Genomic DNA, 18869 nt, shown 5'->3' with positions numbered 1-18869 from the left:
AAGATCCGAACGATAAATCGTTCGGATTTTTTCATTATTATGGTGAACGTAGATCTTACGCGTTTAGTTGCTTTAAGCTGCTGATTGGAGGGCAAGGTAAAGCCTTGCACGAAATCAACAGTTTTGTAGCAAAGAGTCCAGATATCCTATTTATTCACCTTTAGATAAGATTGACTTAGTTATGTCTCAATCTCTTTTTTTGTTTTACGCTGCATGTATGTTTTTGGGAGAAGTTGTTCATATATAAGAATGAAAGAGAGGATTTAGCAGCAAAGCAGTGCTGCAGTGCAGAAACTTTTACAAAATCCGTTGAACAACTTGCAGTTTGCGAACATATTATTTACAATACAAGGTAGTATGATATAAAAACTATGATAAGGAATAGTAGTGAACGAAGCGAGCTAAGAGAGCTGACGGGTGGTGCGAGTCAGCAAACGGGCGTTCATGAACTCACCTTGGAGTTGTAAATGTGAAGTAAAGTAACATTTGCCGTCTATCCGCGTTAAGGAAAATGAGTGAGTACATAATTGTGCTAATTTGGGTGGTACCGCGGGAAGTTTATTCAACCTCTCGTCCCTTTGTTTGAGGGATGAGGGGTTTTTTAGTTTAATTAAATACAGCTGGAGCGTACAAGGAGGATTATGTATGGCTTTTAATCATGAAAAGATCGAACAAAAATGGCAAAAAGTTTGGGAAGAAAATAAAACATTTAGAACAACAGAAGATGAAGGAAAGCGTAAGTTTTACGCATTAGATATGTTCCCTTATCCATCTGGAGCGGGTTTACACGTTGGGCATCCAGAAGGTTATACAGCAACGGACATTTTATCTCGTATGAAGCGTATGCAAGGATACAATGTACTTCATCCAATGGGATGGGATGCATTCGGACTACCTGCTGAGCAGTATGCATTAGATACAGGAAACGATCCGGCTGAGTTCACTGAACTTAACATTAATAATTTCCGCCGTCAAATCAAATCGTTAGGTTTCTCTTACGATTGGGAGCGAGAAATTAATACAACTGATCCAAACTACTACAAATGGACACAGTGGATTTTCTTACAGTTATATAAAAACGGCTTAGCTTATGTGGATGAAGTAGCTGTTAACTGGTGTCCTGCTCTAGGAACAGTACTTGCGAACGAAGAAGTTATTGACGGCAAAAGTGAGCGTGGGGGACATCCGGTTGAGCGTCGTCCAATGAAGCAGTGGATGCTTAAAATCACAGCTTATGCAGATCGTTTACTAGAAGATTTAGATGAGCTTGATTGGCCAGAAAGTATTAAAGAAATGCAGCGCAACTGGATTGGCCGCTCTGAAGGAGCTCACGTGCACTTCACAATCGATGGATACGAGGACACATTTACTGTGTTCACAACGCGTCCTGACACGCTATTTGGGGCAACGTATGCCGTTTTAGCACCTGAACATCCGTTTGTGGAAAAAATTACAACAGCCGAACAAAAAGAAGCGGTAGAAGCTTATTTAGATCAAATTAAAAGCAAAAGCGATTTAGAGCGTACAGACTTAGCTAAAGACAAAACGGGCGTATTCACAGGTGCTTATGCAATTAATCCTGTAAACGGCGAGAGAATGCCGATTTGGATTGCTGACTATGTTCTAATGAGCTATGGCACAGGTGCAATTATGGCTGTTCCTGCTCATGATGAGCGCGATTATGAGTTTGCTGTTAAATTTGAGCTGCCGATTAAAGAAGTGGTAGCGGGCGGAGACGTTTCAAAAGAAGCTTATACAGGCGACGGCGAGCACGTTAATTCAGACTTCTTAAATGGTTTAGATAAAGAAGAAGCAATTTCAAATATGATTCAGTGGCTTCAAGCAAATGAAAAAGGTGAAAAACAAGTAACATACCGTCTGCGTGACTGGTTATTCAGTCGTCAGCGCTACTGGGGTGAACCAATTCCTGTTATTCACTGGGAAGATGGCACAACAACTGCAGTTCCTGAAGATCAGCTTCCGCTTGTGTTACCAAAAACGACTGAAATCAAACCGTCAGGCACAGGTGAATCTCCGTTAGCAAACATTGATGACTGGGTGAACGTTGTAGATCCGGAAACAGGCAAAAAAGGGCGCCGCGAAACAAATACAATGCCTCAATGGGCAGGCAGCTGCTGGTATTACTTACGCTACATTGATCCAACAAACAGTGAAGCGTTAGCAGATGCAGATAAATTAAAAGAATGGTTGCCGGTTGATATTTATATCGGTGGAGCTGAACACGCTGTTCTTCACTTATTATATGCTCGTTTCTGGCATAAGTTTTTATATGATATCGGCGTAGTTCCAACAAAAGAGCCGTTCCAAAAACTGTTTAACCAAGGTATGATTCTTGGAGAAAACAATGAAAAAATGAGTAAGTCAAAAGGTAACGTTGTAAACCCAGACGAAATCGTAGAAAGCCACGGAGCAGATACGCTTCGCCTTTATGAAATGTTCATGGGGCCTTTAGATGCGTCAATCGCCTGGTCAACAAAAGGGCTTGATGGTGCACGCCGTTTCTTAGATCGTGTATGGCGCTTACTTGTTGACGATAACGGTGAATTAAGCAGCAAGGTTCAAGAAAGCAATGACACTACGCTTGAACGCGTGTATCACCAAACGGTGAAAAAAGTAACGGAAGATTACGAAGGCCTCCGTTTTAATACAGGTATCTCTCAGCTTATGGTATTCATCAATGATGCATACAAAGTTGACGTGCTGCCAAAGCAATACGTAGAAGGATTTGTGAAGCTATTAGCACCAATTTGTCCTCATACGACTGAGGAATTATGGAGCAAACTAGGTCACGAAGATACAATTTCGTATGAGGCTTGGCCTGCGTTTGACGAAGCAAAACTTGTAGATGATGAAGTGGAAATTGTCGTTCAAATTAACGGTAAAGTACGTGCGAAAGTAAACGTACCTGCTGAGGCGTCTCGTGAAGAGCTTCAAGATATTGCAATGGCTAATGAAGACGTTCAAGAGTTCATTGAAGGTAAGACAGTGCGCAAAGTAATTGCTGTGCCTGGTAAATTAGTAAACATCGTAGCTAATTAAGTATTGATGTAGAACAGACCCCCTGACTGCTCTTTAGTCAGGGGGTCTGTTCTAGACCTAAGGGCCTGATGTCCCCCTTTCGGGGTTGACATCAGGCCCTTAGTCAAAATCTTTGAAAGTAAGAACGAAGTAGTCTGGTTAGCCAATGATAGAGTCACTTGGTCGAGTGGTCTTCTTTGTTTCTTTTTTTAGATACACTCCAGAGTGAAAGAGCTAGAGTAGCTTGTGTTCTAGACTTAAGTAGATGTGCCTTGCTTTCGGGTTTGATCTTAAGAGCTTAGTCAAACCTTTAACTACAATTGGAAAAGCTTAGGCAGGGTGCTGTTTAAGCTTTTCTTATTTAGTGGCATAAAGGTATTTGAATTTGCTACAATAGCGATAGCAAGCTGAATGAAAGAATAGAGAGGAATGACGAAGATGGAAGAAGTAAAAGTAATTACGCCTGAAGAACTTCAAAAACGCGTTGAAAATGGAGAAGAACTTCATTTAGTTGATGTGCGCGAAGATGAAGAAGTAGCAGAAGGGATGATTCCAACTGCTAAACACATTCGTATGAATGATATTCCAGTTAACTTGGATTATTTTGATAAAGACAAAGAATATATTTTCATTTGCCGTTCGGGCCGCCGCAGTGAAAACGTATGTTACTACCTTCAAGAACAAGGACATAAAGTAACAAATATGGTTGGCGGCATGTTAGAGTGGGAAGGAAAAACGGTTAATAAATAAAAAAGAGGCTGGGATAAAAGTATCTCAGTTGAAGTGAAAAATGAACTATTAATCAACATGTTTGATTAGTGGTTCTTTTTTTTGTTTCGTGCCTTTTAGCAGTTGATTGGAGGGAAAGGCGACGTCTTGCATGAAAATCGACTGCCGTGTTACAAGCGGTTCAGCTCATGTATCCCATTTGTTCGTCTTTAGATTGGATTAAGTTCGTTATGTCTCAACCTCTTTTTTTGAATTAAACTTCTGCCATCCGACTAAAATGATAGTAGCAAAACAAATGATGACTAAATCTATAAAAGTCTTCATAAAAATAAAGGTAGGAAGAAGTTGAAAATCAGTACAAAAGCCATCATTGAGAGAAGCAGTCCATTCTGATTGAAACAAATTTGATAGGACAAGGTGGTAGAAGCTGTGATACAAGTGAAAATGTTTGATAAAGAGCATGAAAAAGATTTAGAGTTTGCGGTGAACCGATTTTTACGAAAATTAGAAGATGAAGACGTCGTGGATATTAAATATCAAGTCACAGTGGATGTTGATCGTGATGAGCAAGTGTACTGTTTTTCAGCCATGGTTATGTATAAAGCCTAGCATATTATGCTAGGCTTGTTGCAAATTCTCCTGCATTACTCCCCGCCAAACGGCCTGTTACAAGAGCAGAAGTAATATTGTATCCTCCAGTATATCCGTGGATATCAAGAATTTCCCCGCAGAAGTAAAGGCCTTGCATAAATTTCGAAGACATTTCTTTTGGGTGAATTTCTTTAACTGATACGCCGCCTCCTGTGACGAATGCTTTCTCTAAAGAAAGCGTGCCGTTTACAGCAAATTCAAATCGTTTGCACATTCTCGAGAACTCTCTCAGTTTTTCATGCTGAATCTGTCCCGCTAGTGCTTGGCTATCAATGTCTGCTTGCTCGAGTAAAAATAATAGATAGCGTTCAGATACAAAACCTTTTAAAACATTTTTAATCGCTTTTTTCGGCTCTTCTTTTGTCATTTTGGCTAATTTTTGAAAAATCTCTTCTTCATTTTGGCTAGGAAATAAATCAATAGACATTTGAACAGTGTTGCTTTTTTGTTTCTTTAACTCTTTAACGACATATTGGCTGCAGCGAAGAGCGGCGGGACCAGAAATGCCAAAGTGAGTGAAAATCATATCCATCTGATGAGTAATGACAGGCTTGCCTTTTTTATTAAGCACGCTTAATCCTACATTACGAAGCGATAGACCTTGAAGCGTTTTGGTTTTAATAAAGTGTTCGCTAGATGTAATAGGAACTTCTGTTGGGTAAAGTTCAGTAATTTTATGCCCCGCATCTTTTGCCCATTGATAACCGTCTCCTGTCGAACCTGTATGAGGCACTGATTTTCCACCTACTGCAATCACAACGCTTTTCGTTTGGATTGCTTCTCCGTTTTGAAGCACAACTTCTTTCACGGTGTTGTTTTCATAGGTTACGCGTTTAACGGCTGTATTTGTACGAATTGTCACACGAAGACGGTGAAGTTCGCTAATTAATGCATCAACAACAGATTGAGCTTTATTGCTAACCGGAAACATACGCCCGTGATCTTCTTCTTTTAATTTAATTCCAAGGCCTTCAAAATAGGAGATGATATCTTCGTTATTAAAAACAGAAAACGCACTGTATAAAAAGCGTCCGTTTCCTGGAATGTGTTTAATAAGTTCATCAATCGGAAGGCGGTTTGTTACATTACAGCGTCCGCCCCCAGAAATGGCAAGTTTTCGTCCGAGTTTATTGCCTTTATCAATTAATAATACGTTTGCACCTGACTCTCCAGCTGCAATCGATGCCATCAAACCAGAAGGTCCTCCTCCGATTACGACTACATCATATATCATACTTTCACCAACCTGTCTATTCTTAAAAAATTTTAGTTTGTTCACTGACAAATCTCTCAACATTGGATAAAATGGGCTATAGTCTTTGTTTTTTTAGTTTGTTGACGAGTGCGAGTGAGTATAAGACCTTTCTTAGTGTATACTGTCACTTGCTTCTTTTCAATTCTATCATTATTATCAGTATGTAACATTAAGTATCGGAGGCAAACGTATGTCTGATTCAAAATTGTTAAGAGGGACCTTTGTGCTAACGCTTGGCACGTATGTATCCCGAATCTTGGGAATGATTTATTTATTTCCATTTGCGATCCTTGTTGGAACCGTAGGGGGAGCACTGTTTGGTTACGGATATAACCAATATGCTATTTATTTAAGTATTGCTACAGCCGGTATGCCAATGGCCGTATCGAAATTTGTGTCAAAATATAATGCACTCGGTGATTATTATACGAGTAGAAGAATGTACCGGGCCGGCATGAAATTAATGCTTGTCACAGGAATACTTGCATTTTTACTTTTATATTCGTTAGCTCCTGTTATGTCTAGAATTACACTGGGAGGTTCTGATTTAAATAACTCCTTAGAAGATGTAGTAATGGTTATGCGAATGGTTAGTATTGCGTTAATTGTAGTACCGATGATGAGTTTAATGCGAGGATTTTTCCAGGGACACCAGTCTATGGGACCAACAGCCGTTTCACAAGTAGTTGAACAGCTTGTGCGGGTTGTCTTTTTATTAGCATCGACCTATATTGTCATCAAAGTTGTACATGGGAGTCTTGCATTAGCGGTTGGATTTGCTACAATGGGGGCTTTTGTAGGAGCTCTTGCTGGACTGGCCGTATTAATTTGGTACTGGAAAAAACGAAAGCCTCATCTCGATAAAATGGTGAACGAGCAGACGGTAACGCCTACGCGTATTTCTACCTTATCCATTTTTAAAGAGCTGCTTACGTATTCATTGCCATATGTATTTGTCAGCTTAGCTATTCCGCTGTATCAGTATGTGGATCAATTCACATTTAACCGTGCGATGGTAGCGGCTGGACAAAAAGAAATAGCGGAGTCCATGAACGGAATTGTTCAGTCTTATGTTCCAAAGCTTGTGATGATCCCTGTTTCATTAGCTACTGCGTTCGGTTTGACTCTTGTACCAACGATTACACGTTCATTTGTGAATAAAGATTATAATGTATTGCAAAAGCAAATTGATCAAACATATCAAACGATTATGTTTCTTGTGCTGCCAGCATCTGTAGGGTTAATGGCTTTAGCTGGCCCAGCCTATACGTTTTTCTTTGGAACAGATGCATCGGATGCGGGTGGAAATGTCTTGCTTTATTATGCACCGGTAGCTTTATTATTCTCATTTTTTACGGTTAATGGAGCTATTTTACAAGGAATCAACAAACAAAAATATGCTGTTTTAAGTTTATTATTTGGGTTGATTGTGAAAATTGTTTTGAACGTTCCATTTATTCTTATGTTCCACGAGATTGGTTCAGTTTTAGCGACAGCACTAGGCTATATCGTATCTCTTGTTTATATGTTTGCGCTTATTCAAAAACACGCAAAATATAACTACAGTGAGTTTATAAAACGCTCCGTGCTCATTCTCATTTTTGTTGCGATTATGGGAATCAGCGTAAAAATTGTCGCAGCAGTGATTGGTCTGTTTACAGAGCCAGGACGATTCTCCGCCACTGTTATTACGATTATAGGAGCAGCAGTAGGCGGCCTTATTTACTTTATCATTACCTATCGTTCAAGCCTGTTTGAAAAAGTAATGGGAGCGAGGGTAACAGGTGCAATTGAACGAAAGATACTGCGCCGAAATAAACAGCGCAGTGCATAAGAAGATGACTCGTTAGAGTCATCTTCTTTTCAAAAAAGAGGAGGATATTACATGCGTTTGGATAAATTGCTTTCTACTATTGGGTACGGAAGCCGAAAAGAAGTGAAAGGTCTTTTAAAGACAGGAGTTGTTAAGGTAGATGGTACAGCGGTTAAAGATGCCAAGGTACACGTTAATCCAGATGAACAAGAAATAACTGTACATGGCGAAGCCGTTTCTTACCGAGAATTTGTTTACTTTATGCTGCATAAGCCGCAAGGTGTCATATCAGCGACCGAAGATTCTCTTCATGAAACAGTGTTGGACTTACTTGAACTTGACGATGCTGTGTACGATCCATTTCCGGTAGGGCGTTTAGACAAAGATACAGAAGGGCTCTTGCTGCTGACGAATGACGGTCAGCTTGCACATCAGCTGCTATCTCCTAAAAAGCATGTTCCTAAAACGTATTTTGCAAAAATTAATGCACCGGTGACTGAAGAAGATGCTGAAGCATTTAGACAGGGTGTCACTCTTGATGATGGATACGTAACAAAATCAGCAGAATTAAAGATACTAACAAGCAATATGGAATCAGAAATTGAATTAACGATCGTTGAAGGGAAATTTCATCAAGTGAAGCGTATGTTTGAAGCAAGAGGAAAAAAAGTAACGTATTTAAAACGTTTATCTATGGGAGCTTTGCTATTAGACGAGTCGTTAGATTTAGGAGAGTACAGGGAGTTAACCGAAGAAGAACTAGCTTTATTACAAAAATCAAATGCCTAAGAAGAGGCGAAAGAAAAAGGAACCTAAGTCTAAAATGGTTCCTTTTTTTGTCCACTTTATTAGACAAGTGAAACATTTCACGTTAAAGCACTTAAACGAGTACCAACTCTGCTTGACGTGCAAATGGAGCGGGGGACTATGCACTCGTCCAAGTCTTGACTTTCTACTGCGTAGAATTTTATCTCTATATATAAATCACTTACTACCCTTGAAATAAACTTACTAGGATGACATCTTGACCTTCTTTTGCGTAGTCGTCCATGTACCGCGACTTGGGCTGCGAACTAAATCATTATATGCTAACACATTCAAGTCACGCTGAATGGTTCTTGGTGTAATACCAAATTCGTCTACGAGCTCTTGCGTTGTAACTGTTCCATTTTTACAAATGAACATATAGACCGATTTGATACGAGTTAGCATTCGATTAGTTGAAGGTTTCAAAAAACCACTTCCTTATTCGTTTTTCGTAAGGCACAACTTCTTTATAACTCTGAGATGTCAAGCACTATTTCAGTCCTTATCCTTATTGTACACAAAATCGACAGAAAAATAAAAGAGAAAACGCAAATTAACACAATATTTACAAAAAATGATATAAATATGTAATCCTTTCGTAACATCTCCTTCCTCTATTTGCACATTTTTTATAGTATATGTAAACAATAAACAAATAGAATCCGTTTTTATCGATTGTGCCTACAAATTATTTCCCGGAATTTTGACTCTGTAAACCTTTGATATGAAAGGAAAGAGACAATTATTTCTTTCTATATAAAGGTATGATAAAGTTAAATTTACCAATAGTAATGATAGATACAATCTGGAAAAGCAGGCAAAGGAGACAAATAGATGACGGCAATTAATTGGAAAGAGGAAGTTCAAAAAAGAGAAGCTGAAATTCTAGCTGAGACGCAGCGTTTTCTACAAATTAAAAGTGTTTTGACAAGCACAGAAAAACAAGAAGAGCCATTTGGACCTGGAATTGCCCAAGCGCTTCACTTTCTTTTAAATAAAGGAAAAAATGACGGGTTTTCCGTCAAGAATGTGGATGGATATGCAGGCCATATTGAAGCGGGAGAAGGAAAAGACCTTCTTGGCATTCTTTGTCACGTAGACGTTGTTCCTGAAGGAGACGGATGGTCGGTTGATCCATACGGCGGCGAAATAAAAGATGGGAAAATTTTTGCTAGAGGAGCAATCGATGACAAAGGCCCGACGATGGCTGCTTATTATGCGATGAAAATTGTGAAAGATTTAGGGCTTCCTCTATCTAAGCGGGTTCGAATGATTATTGGAACGGATGAAGAAAGTGACTGGAGATGTGTGGACCACTACTTCAACCATGAAGAGATGCCAACGATGGGATTTGCGCCGGATGCGGATTTTCCTATCATTTATGCTGAAAAAGGCATTACAGACGTAGAAATTCGCCAGCAGCCAATTGAAGGAACAAAGGGAAGCGTCCAGCTTACATCATTTGTCTCTGGGCGACGCTACAATATGGTTCCTGATCTTGCAACAGCTGTTCTTGAATTCCATAGTGAAACGGATATTAAAAATAAATATGATCAATTTTTAAAAGATGAGTCTTTAAAAGGTTCAATAACCGAAAAGAGCGGTGCGTATACACTTACTCTAGAAGGAGTTTCAGCACATGGCAGCGTGCCTGATAAAGGGAAAAATGCTGGGCTTACACTTCTTCGCTTTTTACATACATTAGAACTTGATGAACAAGCTAATCAGTTTGTAGGTTATGCAAATGCGTATTTAGTTCAAGATGCACTAGGAGAAAAAATGGGCTTGAATCGCAAAGATGAGGTCACGGGTGATTTAACGATAAATGTGGGAATCATGTCTTATAGTCAAGAAGAAGCGGGGCACTTTGGCTTAAATATTCGCTATCCTGTATCAGCTCATATTGACGATATTATTGATACGATTAAAGAAAAAAGTGAATCTTATCAAATGACCATCAAACATTTTACAGATTCTAAACCACATCACGTCGATCAAAAACATGAGCTTATTCAAACGCTTCAAAAGGTTTACCAAGAACAAACAAATGAAGAACCTACACTTATTTCAATCGGAGGAGGAACATATGCCAGAGCATTAGAAGCGGGTGTGGCATTTGGCCCTCTTTTCCCAGGCCGTGAAGAAGTAGCGCACGAAAAAGATGAGTACATGGTAATTGAAGATTTACTTCGTGCAACAGCTATCTATGCACAGGCTATTTACGAATTAGCTAAATAAAAAAGCGAACGCCTTTGCGTTCGCTTTTTTTATTATTCAAATGAGAAGAGGTCGCTTGATAAATAACGTTCACCCGTATCGCAAGCAATACATACGACCACTTGATCGGGAGATAATTTTTTGGCTACCTCGATAGCAGCATAGCACGCAGCGCCTGATGAAGGGCCGACTAAAATTCCTTCTTCAGAAGCTAAGCGTCGCGTAATATCGTAGGCTTGTTCATCTTTAATTTTTAAAATTTCGTCGTAAACATCTACGTTAAGCGTATCAGGAATAAATCCAGGGCTTGTTCCTACAAGCTTGTGCTTTCCAGGTCTTCCTCCAGATAATACAGGAGAACCAGCGGGTTCCACAACGTGAACGGTCATGTCTGGGTAGTTCTCTCTTAGAACTTCACCTGTGCCTGTGATCGTTCCGCCTGTTCCAGCAGTAGCAACAAAAGCGGATAAGTCTTTTCCTAAATCGTTCATCGCCTCAATAATTTCCTTAGCAGTCGTTTTTCGATGTGCGTCAGGGTTTGCATTATTTTCAAACTGCATAGGCATAAATGCATTTGGAATTTCTTTTGTAAGCTCTTCTGCTTTGCGAATTGCCCCGCGCATTTTTTCATCGCCCGGTGTTAGAACCACTTCAGCACCATATGCTTTTAACAAGTTAATTCGTTCTTGAGTCATGGTATCTGGCATGACTAAAATAGAACGATACCCTCTTGCCGCGGCATTCATAGCTAAGCCAATACCTGTATTTCCGCTCGTTGGTTCAATAATTGTGGAATTTTCATTGAGCAAGCCTGCTTTTTCAGCTTCCATGATCATATTAAAAGCAGCACGGTCTTTTACACTACGGCTCGGATTAAAAAATTCTAGTTTTAAGTAAACGGATGCTCCATCTGCTGGTTGAAGGCGATTTAATTTAACAAGAGGTGTCTCGCCAATCAAATCAGCCATATTGTTAACAACTTTCATTTTTCTCATCCTTTTCTTATAAAAATTCTCTGTATTGTTTCTATGATAACACAAATTCTTATTTTTTAAGCACATGGCAAATTTTCAGAAAAACCTCTCTATTTTATCCAAAAAACCTTTAAAATAAATCTAGTTCTTTTTGAACATAACAAATTGGGGAAAGATAATGAAAAGAAAAGGAGGAATTTGATGAAAGGTGATCAACACTATTTTATTGGAATCAACGTGCCTGTCTCCATTGCACGTCAGGCAGAAAGTTGGGCAAAGGAATTAACACCTTTTCCTTTCAAACAATGGACATACCCTGACGATTATCATATAACGCTACAATTTTTAGGATTTGTCGGGAACAAAAAGGAAAAGCTGATTAGTCGCTTAAAAGAAGTAGCCTCCCGTCATTCAAGTTTTTCACTGCAGACAGGTCAGTACGATGTGTTCGGTGCGTATAACAAGCCTAGAGTGCTTTATGTAAGCCTTAAGCCAAATGATAAGCTTATGAATCTACAAAGGGATATACAGGCCGTATGGGGAGACCTAAGCGGCTTATACGAAAAACGTCCTTATCGTGCTCATATTACGATTGCAAAGAAGTGGGGAGGGGAAGCCGGGCTTTCTGAAGGGCAGTTAAAGCAAGCGTTGATTAAAGAACAGTTTCAAGTGAGTTCGTTTGCTCTTTTTGAAGTTCATCCTGCTAGCAAACCTAAATATAAAAAAATACTATCTTTTTCCTTGCCGTCACAGTAGCATATGAACATACAAGCATGGAGAGAGGGTATTTAAAAATCACTCTTATCAAAGGAAAGAAAACGCCGATGATAATAGAGAAATGATCGGTGAACAAAGTTTTAGAGGAATTTTAATTAGGGGATTGATGTAAACGTGGCGCAGCTACTTAAGGTGCAAGATTATATTTCCCGTTATGAAAAAGACGTTTATCACTACACGTCTCAGTTTAATCATTTAAAAAAACATAATTGGAAGAAAGCAAAGCAATTATTTGAAGAAGGGCTATTACATGAGCCGCCTGTACAAGAAGAAACAAAAGCTCAACGTTCATTTTTGCAAAAAGCAAAAGAGCGGTTTACAAGAAAAAAACAAACGTTTGAAGTGGAAGAAGCGTTCTCTAGCGATAGCGTGGAAAATCAAGAGCTATTAAGGTTTACAACTCTTCCACAAACAGCGGAAGATTTGAAAATATTGTTTTTAGAAAATGTATTTGATCTTCAAATGAAATGGGCTACATCCACTTTATTTGAGTTCTCGCAAGCAGATCGTAAATATTACCATGATGAAGCTCTCCGTTATTTTATTCAGCGCTTTCCTGATACGTATCTTGTGATGTACAAGCCTATTTTCCTGATTAATAAAGCTCCGGTAGAAGGGGATATCATTATTGTTACTCCAACGGAAACCCTCTGTATTTGTTTAATAGAAACATATAAAAGCGCTGTTTTTCAGTATTCAAAAGAAAATTTTTGGACAGAGTTAAGAGGAAGAGATCAAAAAAAGATATTAAATCCTTTAATTGGGTTAAATCGAATGGAGCAAATTGTCCGAAGCATTTATCGTACTCACGATATTGAACATAGCGTAAAGAAAATATTACTAAGCAGAAATGGATACATTGACTACGCTGCGGAGCCTTATCAGGTTGAATTTGTAGATGCTAGAAAGTATGAAGAATGGTTTTATGAACTTCGGAAATCTAAGGCGCCTTTAAAGTTTAAACAGATGAAAGCAGCTCAGGTACTGCTCGAACACAGCCAGAGTATTTATTTTGACCGGGAATTCGAAGCAGGTGAATAATCCGAACATTCATGCTATGAAAGTGCTTTCGTTTTTGCGTTTGCTACATATAATGCTACTAAAGAGGTAATTGGCATAAGGAGGAGAAAAGGATGACTGGTGATAATAAGTTTCAGGCTTATTTAGATCAAATAGATCGTATTACTCTTTTAGTTCCAACTTCTTATCATGAAGGTCAAATTGATTTTTTTGTGATTAAAAGTGCACAAATCCATGAGACCATCTCTATTGAAAACGTACATGAATTAGAAGGTTTTATCAAATATGAAGGCAAGGTTGAAGATAGCATAGAAATTGGACATTCGTACGTTATCTGTGATAACTACGGGGAGAAAGTTCCGCTGCAAGTAGGGGCTGTTATACGAACAAAAGAGTTTGATGAAAGATTTTATTATAATCAAAATGATTTGGGTGCAGCCTTTTATTCAGATCATATTATGATAAAAGTCTGGGCTCCGACTGCATCAGCAGTGGTTTTAAAATTAATACATGCAAACAGCGGAGAAGAAGAACTGTACGTTATGACTCGTCAAAGAAAAGGCGTATGGGAAAAGGAACTTTCTTTAGATAAAGAAGGGTATTATTATCGATTTTTAATAGATGTAAACGGTCGGACAAATGAAGCGGTGGACCCTTATGCCGTTGCAGCTACAGCAAATAGTGAATACGGAGTTCTGGTAAATCTTCATACAGCCTATGTTCATCTCCATGAAAAGCCGCCTTTCCTTCAGTCAACGGATGCCGTTATTTACGAAATGCATGTTCGAGACTTTTCTGTTCATCCTTCAAGCGGGATAGAAAAAAAAGGTACGTACCTAGCTGTTACTGAATCAAGCGGTCAGCCAGGCAAAACAACAGGTCTCCATTATTTAAAAGAGCTAGGAGTGACCCACCTTGAATTTCTTCCGATTAACGACTTTGGCGGAGTAGATGAATTAAATCCTCATGCTTCTTATAATTGGGGGTATAATCCATTGTTGTTTAATGTGCCGGAAGGAAGCTACTCTGCTGACCCTTCAAATCCCGCCACTCGTATTGTTGAAGTGAAGCAATTAATATCAACACTTCATCAACAGGGATTCCGTGTTATTATAGATGTAGTTTATAATCACGTATTTGTACGTGAAGAATCACCTTTTGAAAAAATTGTTCCCGGCTATTATTTTCGGCATGATGAGTTTGGGATGCCTTCGAACGGGACGGGAGTAGGAAATGATTTTGCTTCTGAACGGAAAATGGCGCAAAAGTTTATTATCGATTCAGTATTATTTTGGATAAAAGAGTACGATGTTGATGGTTTTCGCTTTGACCTCATGGGGATTTTAGATATAGAAACGATGAAAATCATTCGGGAAAAAATAAATGAAATTGATTCTACTATTTTGGTGTTTGGCGAAGGCTGGGATTTAAATACTCCTCTTCCCCACAATCAAAAAGCAATGATGGCGAATGCCCGCCAAACGCCTCAAATCGGCTATTTTAATGACCGCTTTCGAGATTCTGTAAAAGGAAGCACGTTTGATGTGCATGAAAAAGGTTTTATCAGCGGAAATATTCATCAAAAAGAAGCGGTGCAATCTGTGATAGCGGGGAGCATTCTGGATAAAGAAGACAGTCCCGCTTTATTTATAAATCCAGCACAGTCAATTAATTATGTTGAATCACATGATAATCATACGCTGTGGGATAAGTTAACGAATTCAAACGGAGACGAAGACGAAGACACTCGTAGAAGTCGTCATCGCCTTGCTACTGCTATTGTGCTTCTTTCGCAAGGCATACCGTTTCTTCATAGTGGTCAAGAGTTTTACCGCACTAAAAAAGGCGTAGAGAACAGCTATAATTCACCCGATGATATTAATGCAATTGATTGGAATCGAAGAATGGAATTTTCTGCTGATGTGAATTGGGTTCAAGAGCTGATTCGTATTCGCAAACAGCACGGTGCATTTCGCTTGGGGGATGCTTCAGCGATTAGGCAGCATGTCTCTTTCCTAAACACGCCGAAATCCGTTATTGGCTATTTCTTATCAAACGTATTGGCCTACGGTCCGTGGAAGAATATTATTGTGTTTTTTAATCAAGGCCTAATGGAAGAAAAAGTAGTTTTGCCAGAAGGACCATGGAAAATAGTACTTGATCATTGTAAAGTATATAAAAATGGGTATCCTACTATAGAGGATAATGCTATAAATGTTCCAAGGCTTAGCGTTCTTATTTTATTTCAAACATAATTATTGTCTTCAACCACTTGACGAAAAAAGTGTGATGGAGATAATATTTATAAAGGATGGCTATTGATACATATCCTCAATAGCCGTCTTTTTTATTTACTAAGAAAATAACGTCATGATGTCTTAATAGATTGCTTTATTGAGTGAAATTTTTAAACGAAATGTGTGTGTTGAAATTGAAGGTGAATTGGTTGGAAGATATATTAGGAAGCGAATGGGAAATTACTCCTGCTGGCGGAGCGACAGGAGAAGCTTATTTTGCAAAATTTCAAGACCGAAAGCTTTTTTTAAAGCGTAATTCATCACCTTTTTTAGCAGTATTGTCAGCTGAAGGAATTGTACCGAAGCTCGTGTGGACAAGACGAATGGAAAATGGAGATGTGATCACAGCTCAGCACTGGCTAGATGGTCGAGAATTAAAACCAAAAGATATGAATTCGAGTCGAGTGACAGAATTGCTTAGTAAAATTCATCATTCAAACGAGTTATTAGATATGTTGAAAAGGTTAGGGAAAACACCGCTTCTTCCCGAAGACGTGCTAGCTGATATTCTAGAGAACGTGGACGAACGACTTCAAAAAGAGAGTATTGTAGAGCAGGGAATCAGCTATTTACAAGCAGAGCTTCCGTCCATTCAGACAGATAAATATGTTGTGTGTCACTGTGATGTGAACCACAATAACTGGATGCTTGGAGAGAATACGCAGCTATATTTAATCGATTGGGACGGAGCGATGATTGCAGATCCTGCTATTGATTTAGGTTTATTGCTTTATTGGTACATCAATCCATCTCAGTGGGAAGAATGGCTTGAGCATTATGGGATTGAACTAACTGAGAACTTGAAAAAGAGAATGAAGTGGTATGTGATAAGTCAAACCATTTTATTCATTGAATGGCATCGTTCGAAAAACGAACATTCTGAAATGAATTACTGGCTTGAATATCTTCGGATGTTGCTCGTCAACGACATTCAAGCACAGTAGCAAAGATTATGACAAGGTAGATAGTTCTTGGACCCATTGTGATAAATTTTGTTGATTGGTTTGAATATGTTCGTCTAAATGAGCAGCACTTTTTGCATCCTGCGTGTATTGATACACGTTTTGTAGTGTTGCTTGTACGTCTGTGCTAGCATGTCCTTTTGCTAACATTGATTGAATTAAACGTTCAACCTGTTCACATTCCGCAACCGTTCCGCAGCAATCACTTTGATGATTAGATAAAATATCTTTTAATATATTCATTTGGTGTTCGGCATTTAAAGGCATTAAGCATCATCCTTTCTCGTATGATGCTCTTATTTTTTTCTATCTAAACACAATTATGCATGAGAATGTCGGTTGTTTCGAATAACCGACATTTTCAATGCGTCAAAATAAATTAAAGAGGTGCAACATGAGATTACGAAACAAACCTTGGGCAAAAGATAAAATTGCTGAAAATCCCCAATACGTGGTTCCAAACCCAACGGAGTATAAAGGAAACTGGAAAGAAGTTTTTGGGAATGAAAATCCTCTTCATATTGAAGTAGGAACAGGAAAAGGCCAATTTTTAGTAGGGATGGCTAAACAAAATCCGCATATTAACTATATTGGAATTGAAATGTACGAAAGTGTCATCTTAAGTGCTCTAGAACGATTGATTGAAGAAGAGCTTCCAAATTTAAAGCTGTTGAATGTAGATGCTAACCACCTTAGTGAGTTTTTTACAAAAAATGATGTGGGTCGCGTTTATCTCAATTTCTCTGATCCATGGCCAAAAAAGAGACATGCCAAGCGCCGTTTAACATACAAAACGTTCTTAAGCATGTATGAAAATCTGCTGGTTGATGGTGGAGAAATTCACTTTAAAACAGATAATCAAGGGCTATTTGAGTATTCATTGACAAGCTTTTCAGAATATGGGCTTCTTCTCAAGTACATTAGCTTAGATTTGCATAAAAGTGATTTTGAAGGCAATGTTATGACGGAATATGAAGAGAAATTTTCACAAAAAGGCAGCCGCATTTACCGCTGTGAAGTAAAATACCTGAATGAAAAAGACTGAGTTCCTCAGTCTTTTTTTGTTCAAAAAGAGAAGGGGATAGTGATAAAATAAAAAGGAATATAATGGAGGTGTAAAATGGAAACGTTAACAATAGGCGGATTAAAAGTGACATGGCTTCGTGGAGGGAATAATCATTTAGACGGAGGGGCAATGTTTGGTGTTGTTCCAAAAGAGCTTTGGACAAAAAAATATTCTATCTCAGAAGGAAATCGAATTCCAATGAGGACTGATCCTTTGCTCGTTCAAACTGAAAAACACCTCATGTTAATTGATGCAGGCATAGGAAAAGGGATGTTGGATGAGAAAAAAAAGCGTCATTTTGGCGTAACGGAAGAATCATTTATTGCTGAAGACTTACAAAAGTTAGGGTTTACGTGTGAAGATATTACTCATATCATTATGACGCATCTCCACTTTGATCATGTGTCAGGCTTAACAAAATGTATCAACGGAAATTTTTCCTCTGCTTTTCCAAATGCAAGAATTTTTGTTAGCGACATCGAGTGGAATGAAATGAGAAATCCTAATATACGTTCTAAAAATACGTATTGGAAACAAAATTGGGAATTTATTCAGCATCAAATAATAACATTTAGCGACAAAGATGAAATTGTGCCTGGAGTAACTGTTCATCATACCGGCGGTCACAGCGATGGCCATGCTGTAGTTGTATTAAAAGGAAACAACGACATCTTAGTGCACATGGGCGATCTTTTGCCAACACATGCACATCAAAATGTCTTATGGGTAATGGCATATGATGATTATCCAATGACTTCGATTGAACAAAAACAGCAGTGGCTAGCTTATGCCTATGAGCATCAAGCTTGGCTAAGTTTTTATCATGATGCTTTTTATCGAGCTGTAAAATGGGATAATAAAGGAGAAATAGTTGACGAAATTAAACGGGTGCATTCAACGTCAATTCAATAATAGCACCGCTTTTTTTATCAATGAAAAACTCGTAATGTTCCTGTTTTGCATCACGTGTTCTGATAATTCCACCTGTATAACCATAAAAAGAGAGACCATGTTTTTGAATGACTTTAGTTGTTGTTTCAATCCATGAGCCGTCGATTGCCCCGTTTTGTTTAAAAGCGCTTTTAACAATCGCAAGGGCTTCCGATGAGGAAATTGACGACTTTCTTTTTTGAATAATATAAGCGCTTGCAAATCCGACTGCAGCTCCTGCTATTAGTTGAGTCCATTTCACGTTATTCACCTGCTTTTTAAGGATATGTTTTCATTATTATATCAAATTGTCGAATGCTTTGTTAAGTTGA

General features: G+C 38.6%; 17 protein-coding genes and 1 other annotated feature. Of the genes, 12 read left to right on the top strand and 5 right to left on the bottom strand.

The features are described from left to right. Positions 1-362 precede the first annotated feature (362 nt). Positions 363-581 (top strand) — a binding site (T-box leader). A 64-nt stretch (positions 582-645) separates the two neighbouring features. From leuS to N178_RS06145, 3 genes are all read left to right on the top strand, one after another. Then, positions 646-3060 carry a leucine--tRNA ligase gene (leuS, locus tag N178_RS06155; protein ID WP_013085251.1) on the top strand — a complete coding sequence of 805 codons (2415 nt, stop codon included), beginning with the start codon at positions 646-648 and terminating at the stop codon, positions 3058-3060. Positions 3061-3477: 417 nt separating this feature from the next. After that, on the top strand, positions 3478-3789 hold the full coding sequence (locus N178_RS06150; RefSeq protein ID WP_045291270.1) for a rhodanese-like domain-containing protein: 312 nt from the start codon (positions 3478-3480) through the stop codon (positions 3787-3789). A 408-nt stretch (positions 3790-4197) separates the two neighbouring features. Beyond that, complete coding sequence (locus tag N178_RS06145) at positions 4198-4377, top strand: sporulation protein Cse60 (protein WP_013059521.1); 180 nt, start codon at positions 4198-4200, stop codon at positions 4375-4377. Between the two features lie 4 nt (positions 4378-4381). Here the strand turns inward: N178_RS06145 and N178_RS06140 are convergent, their stop codons facing one another. Further along, positions 4382-5653, bottom strand: a complete 1272-nt coding sequence (locus N178_RS06140; protein WP_045291267.1) for a BaiN/RdsA family NAD(P)/FAD-dependent oxidoreductase — start codon at positions 5651-5653, stop codon at positions 4382-4384. Between the two features lie 211 nt (positions 5654-5864). Between N178_RS06140 and N178_RS06135 the strand changes: the two genes are divergently transcribed. Next, on the top strand, positions 5865-7508 hold the full coding sequence (locus N178_RS06135; protein WP_045291265.1) for a putative polysaccharide biosynthesis protein: 1644 nt from the start codon (positions 5865-5867) through the stop codon (positions 7506-7508). 51 nt (positions 7509-7559) lie between these two features. Further along, positions 7560-8276: a pseudouridine synthase gene (locus N178_RS06130; RefSeq protein WP_045291263.1), complete on the top strand. Its 717-nt coding sequence runs from the start codon at positions 7560-7562 to the stop codon at positions 8274-8276. A 222-nt stretch (positions 8277-8498) separates the two neighbouring features. On the opposite strand, the gene N178_RS06125 is transcribed toward N178_RS06130, so the two are convergent. Next, complete coding sequence (locus N178_RS06125) at positions 8499-8720, bottom strand: DeoR family transcriptional regulator (RefSeq protein ID WP_013059517.1); 222 nt, start codon at positions 8718-8720, stop codon at positions 8499-8501. Positions 8721-9128: 408 nt separating this feature from the next. Here N178_RS06125 and pepV point away from each other — a divergent pair, with 408 nt between their 5' ends. Next, on the top strand, positions 9129-10532 hold the full coding sequence (gene pepV / locus N178_RS06120; protein ID WP_045291261.1) for a dipeptidase PepV: 1404 nt from the start codon (positions 9129-9131) through the stop codon (positions 10530-10532). 32 nt (positions 10533-10564) lie between these two features. On the opposite strand, the gene cysK is transcribed toward pepV, so the two are convergent. Further along, complete coding sequence (gene cysK / locus N178_RS06115) at positions 10565-11497, bottom strand: cysteine synthase A (protein ID WP_045291259.1); 933 nt, start codon at positions 11495-11497, stop codon at positions 10565-10567. Positions 11498-11686: 189 nt separating this feature from the next. On the opposite strand from cysK, the gene thpR reads away from it, so the two are divergent. The 4 genes from thpR (at position 11687) to N178_RS06095 (ending at position 16523) form a co-directional block, all read left to right on the top strand. After that, positions 11687-12241 carry an RNA 2',3'-cyclic phosphodiesterase gene (gene thpR, locus N178_RS06110; RefSeq protein WP_045291257.1) on the top strand — a complete coding sequence of 185 codons (555 nt, stop codon included), beginning with the start codon at positions 11687-11689 and terminating at the stop codon, positions 12239-12241. Between the two features lie 135 nt (positions 12242-12376). Beyond that, positions 12377-13303 (top strand): hypothetical protein, encoded by a 927-nt coding sequence (locus N178_RS06105; protein WP_045291255.1) that lies wholly within the window; start codon positions 12377-12379, stop codon positions 13301-13303. A 92-nt stretch (positions 13304-13395) separates the two neighbouring features. Then, positions 13396-15537: a type I pullulanase gene (pulA, locus tag N178_RS06100; RefSeq protein ID WP_045291253.1), complete on the top strand. Its 2142-nt coding sequence runs from the start codon at positions 13396-13398 to the stop codon at positions 15535-15537. Positions 15538-15728: 191 nt separating this feature from the next. Further along, the gene (locus N178_RS06095; RefSeq protein WP_045291250.1) at positions 15729-16523 is read left to right on the top strand and encodes a phosphotransferase family protein; all 795 of its coding nucleotides are present in this window, start codon (positions 15729-15731) and stop codon (positions 16521-16523) included. 6 nt (positions 16524-16529) lie between these two features. On the opposite strand, the gene N178_RS06090 is transcribed toward N178_RS06095, so the two are convergent. Further along, positions 16530-16808: a YtzH-like family protein gene (locus N178_RS06090; protein ID WP_045291248.1), complete on the bottom strand. Its 279-nt coding sequence runs from the start codon at positions 16806-16808 to the stop codon at positions 16530-16532. 127 nt (positions 16809-16935) lie between these two features. Between N178_RS06090 and trmB the strand changes: the two genes are divergently transcribed. Together trmB and N178_RS06080 are read left to right on the top strand one after the other, a co-directional pair. Next, positions 16936-17586: a tRNA (guanosine(46)-N7)-methyltransferase TrmB gene (gene trmB / locus N178_RS06085; RefSeq protein WP_045291247.1), complete on the top strand. Its 651-nt coding sequence runs from the start codon at positions 16936-16938 to the stop codon at positions 17584-17586. Positions 17587-17661: 75 nt separating this feature from the next. Beyond that, entirely contained in the window at positions 17662-18519 is an 858-nt protein-coding gene (locus tag N178_RS06080) for a YtnP family quorum-quenching lactonase (protein WP_045291246.1), read from the top strand. Here the strand turns inward: N178_RS06080 and N178_RS06075 are convergent. Continuing rightward, on the bottom strand, positions 18488-18799 hold the full coding sequence (locus N178_RS06075) for a PepSY domain-containing protein (RefSeq protein WP_045291243.1): 312 nt from the start codon (positions 18797-18799) through the stop codon (positions 18488-18490). The two genes, N178_RS06080 and N178_RS06075, sit on opposite strands and share 32 nt — an antisense overlap. Between the last annotated feature and the right edge of the window lie 70 nt (positions 18800-18869).

Source organism: Priestia aryabhattai B8W22 (assembly GCF_000956595.1).
In the GTDB taxonomy this organism is placed as follows: Bacteria; Bacillota; Bacilli; order Bacillales; family Bacillaceae_H; genus Priestia; species Priestia aryabhattai.
The sequence above is the reverse complement of the archived record's forward strand: the minus strand, read 5'-3'. Positions and strand labels throughout refer to the sequence as shown.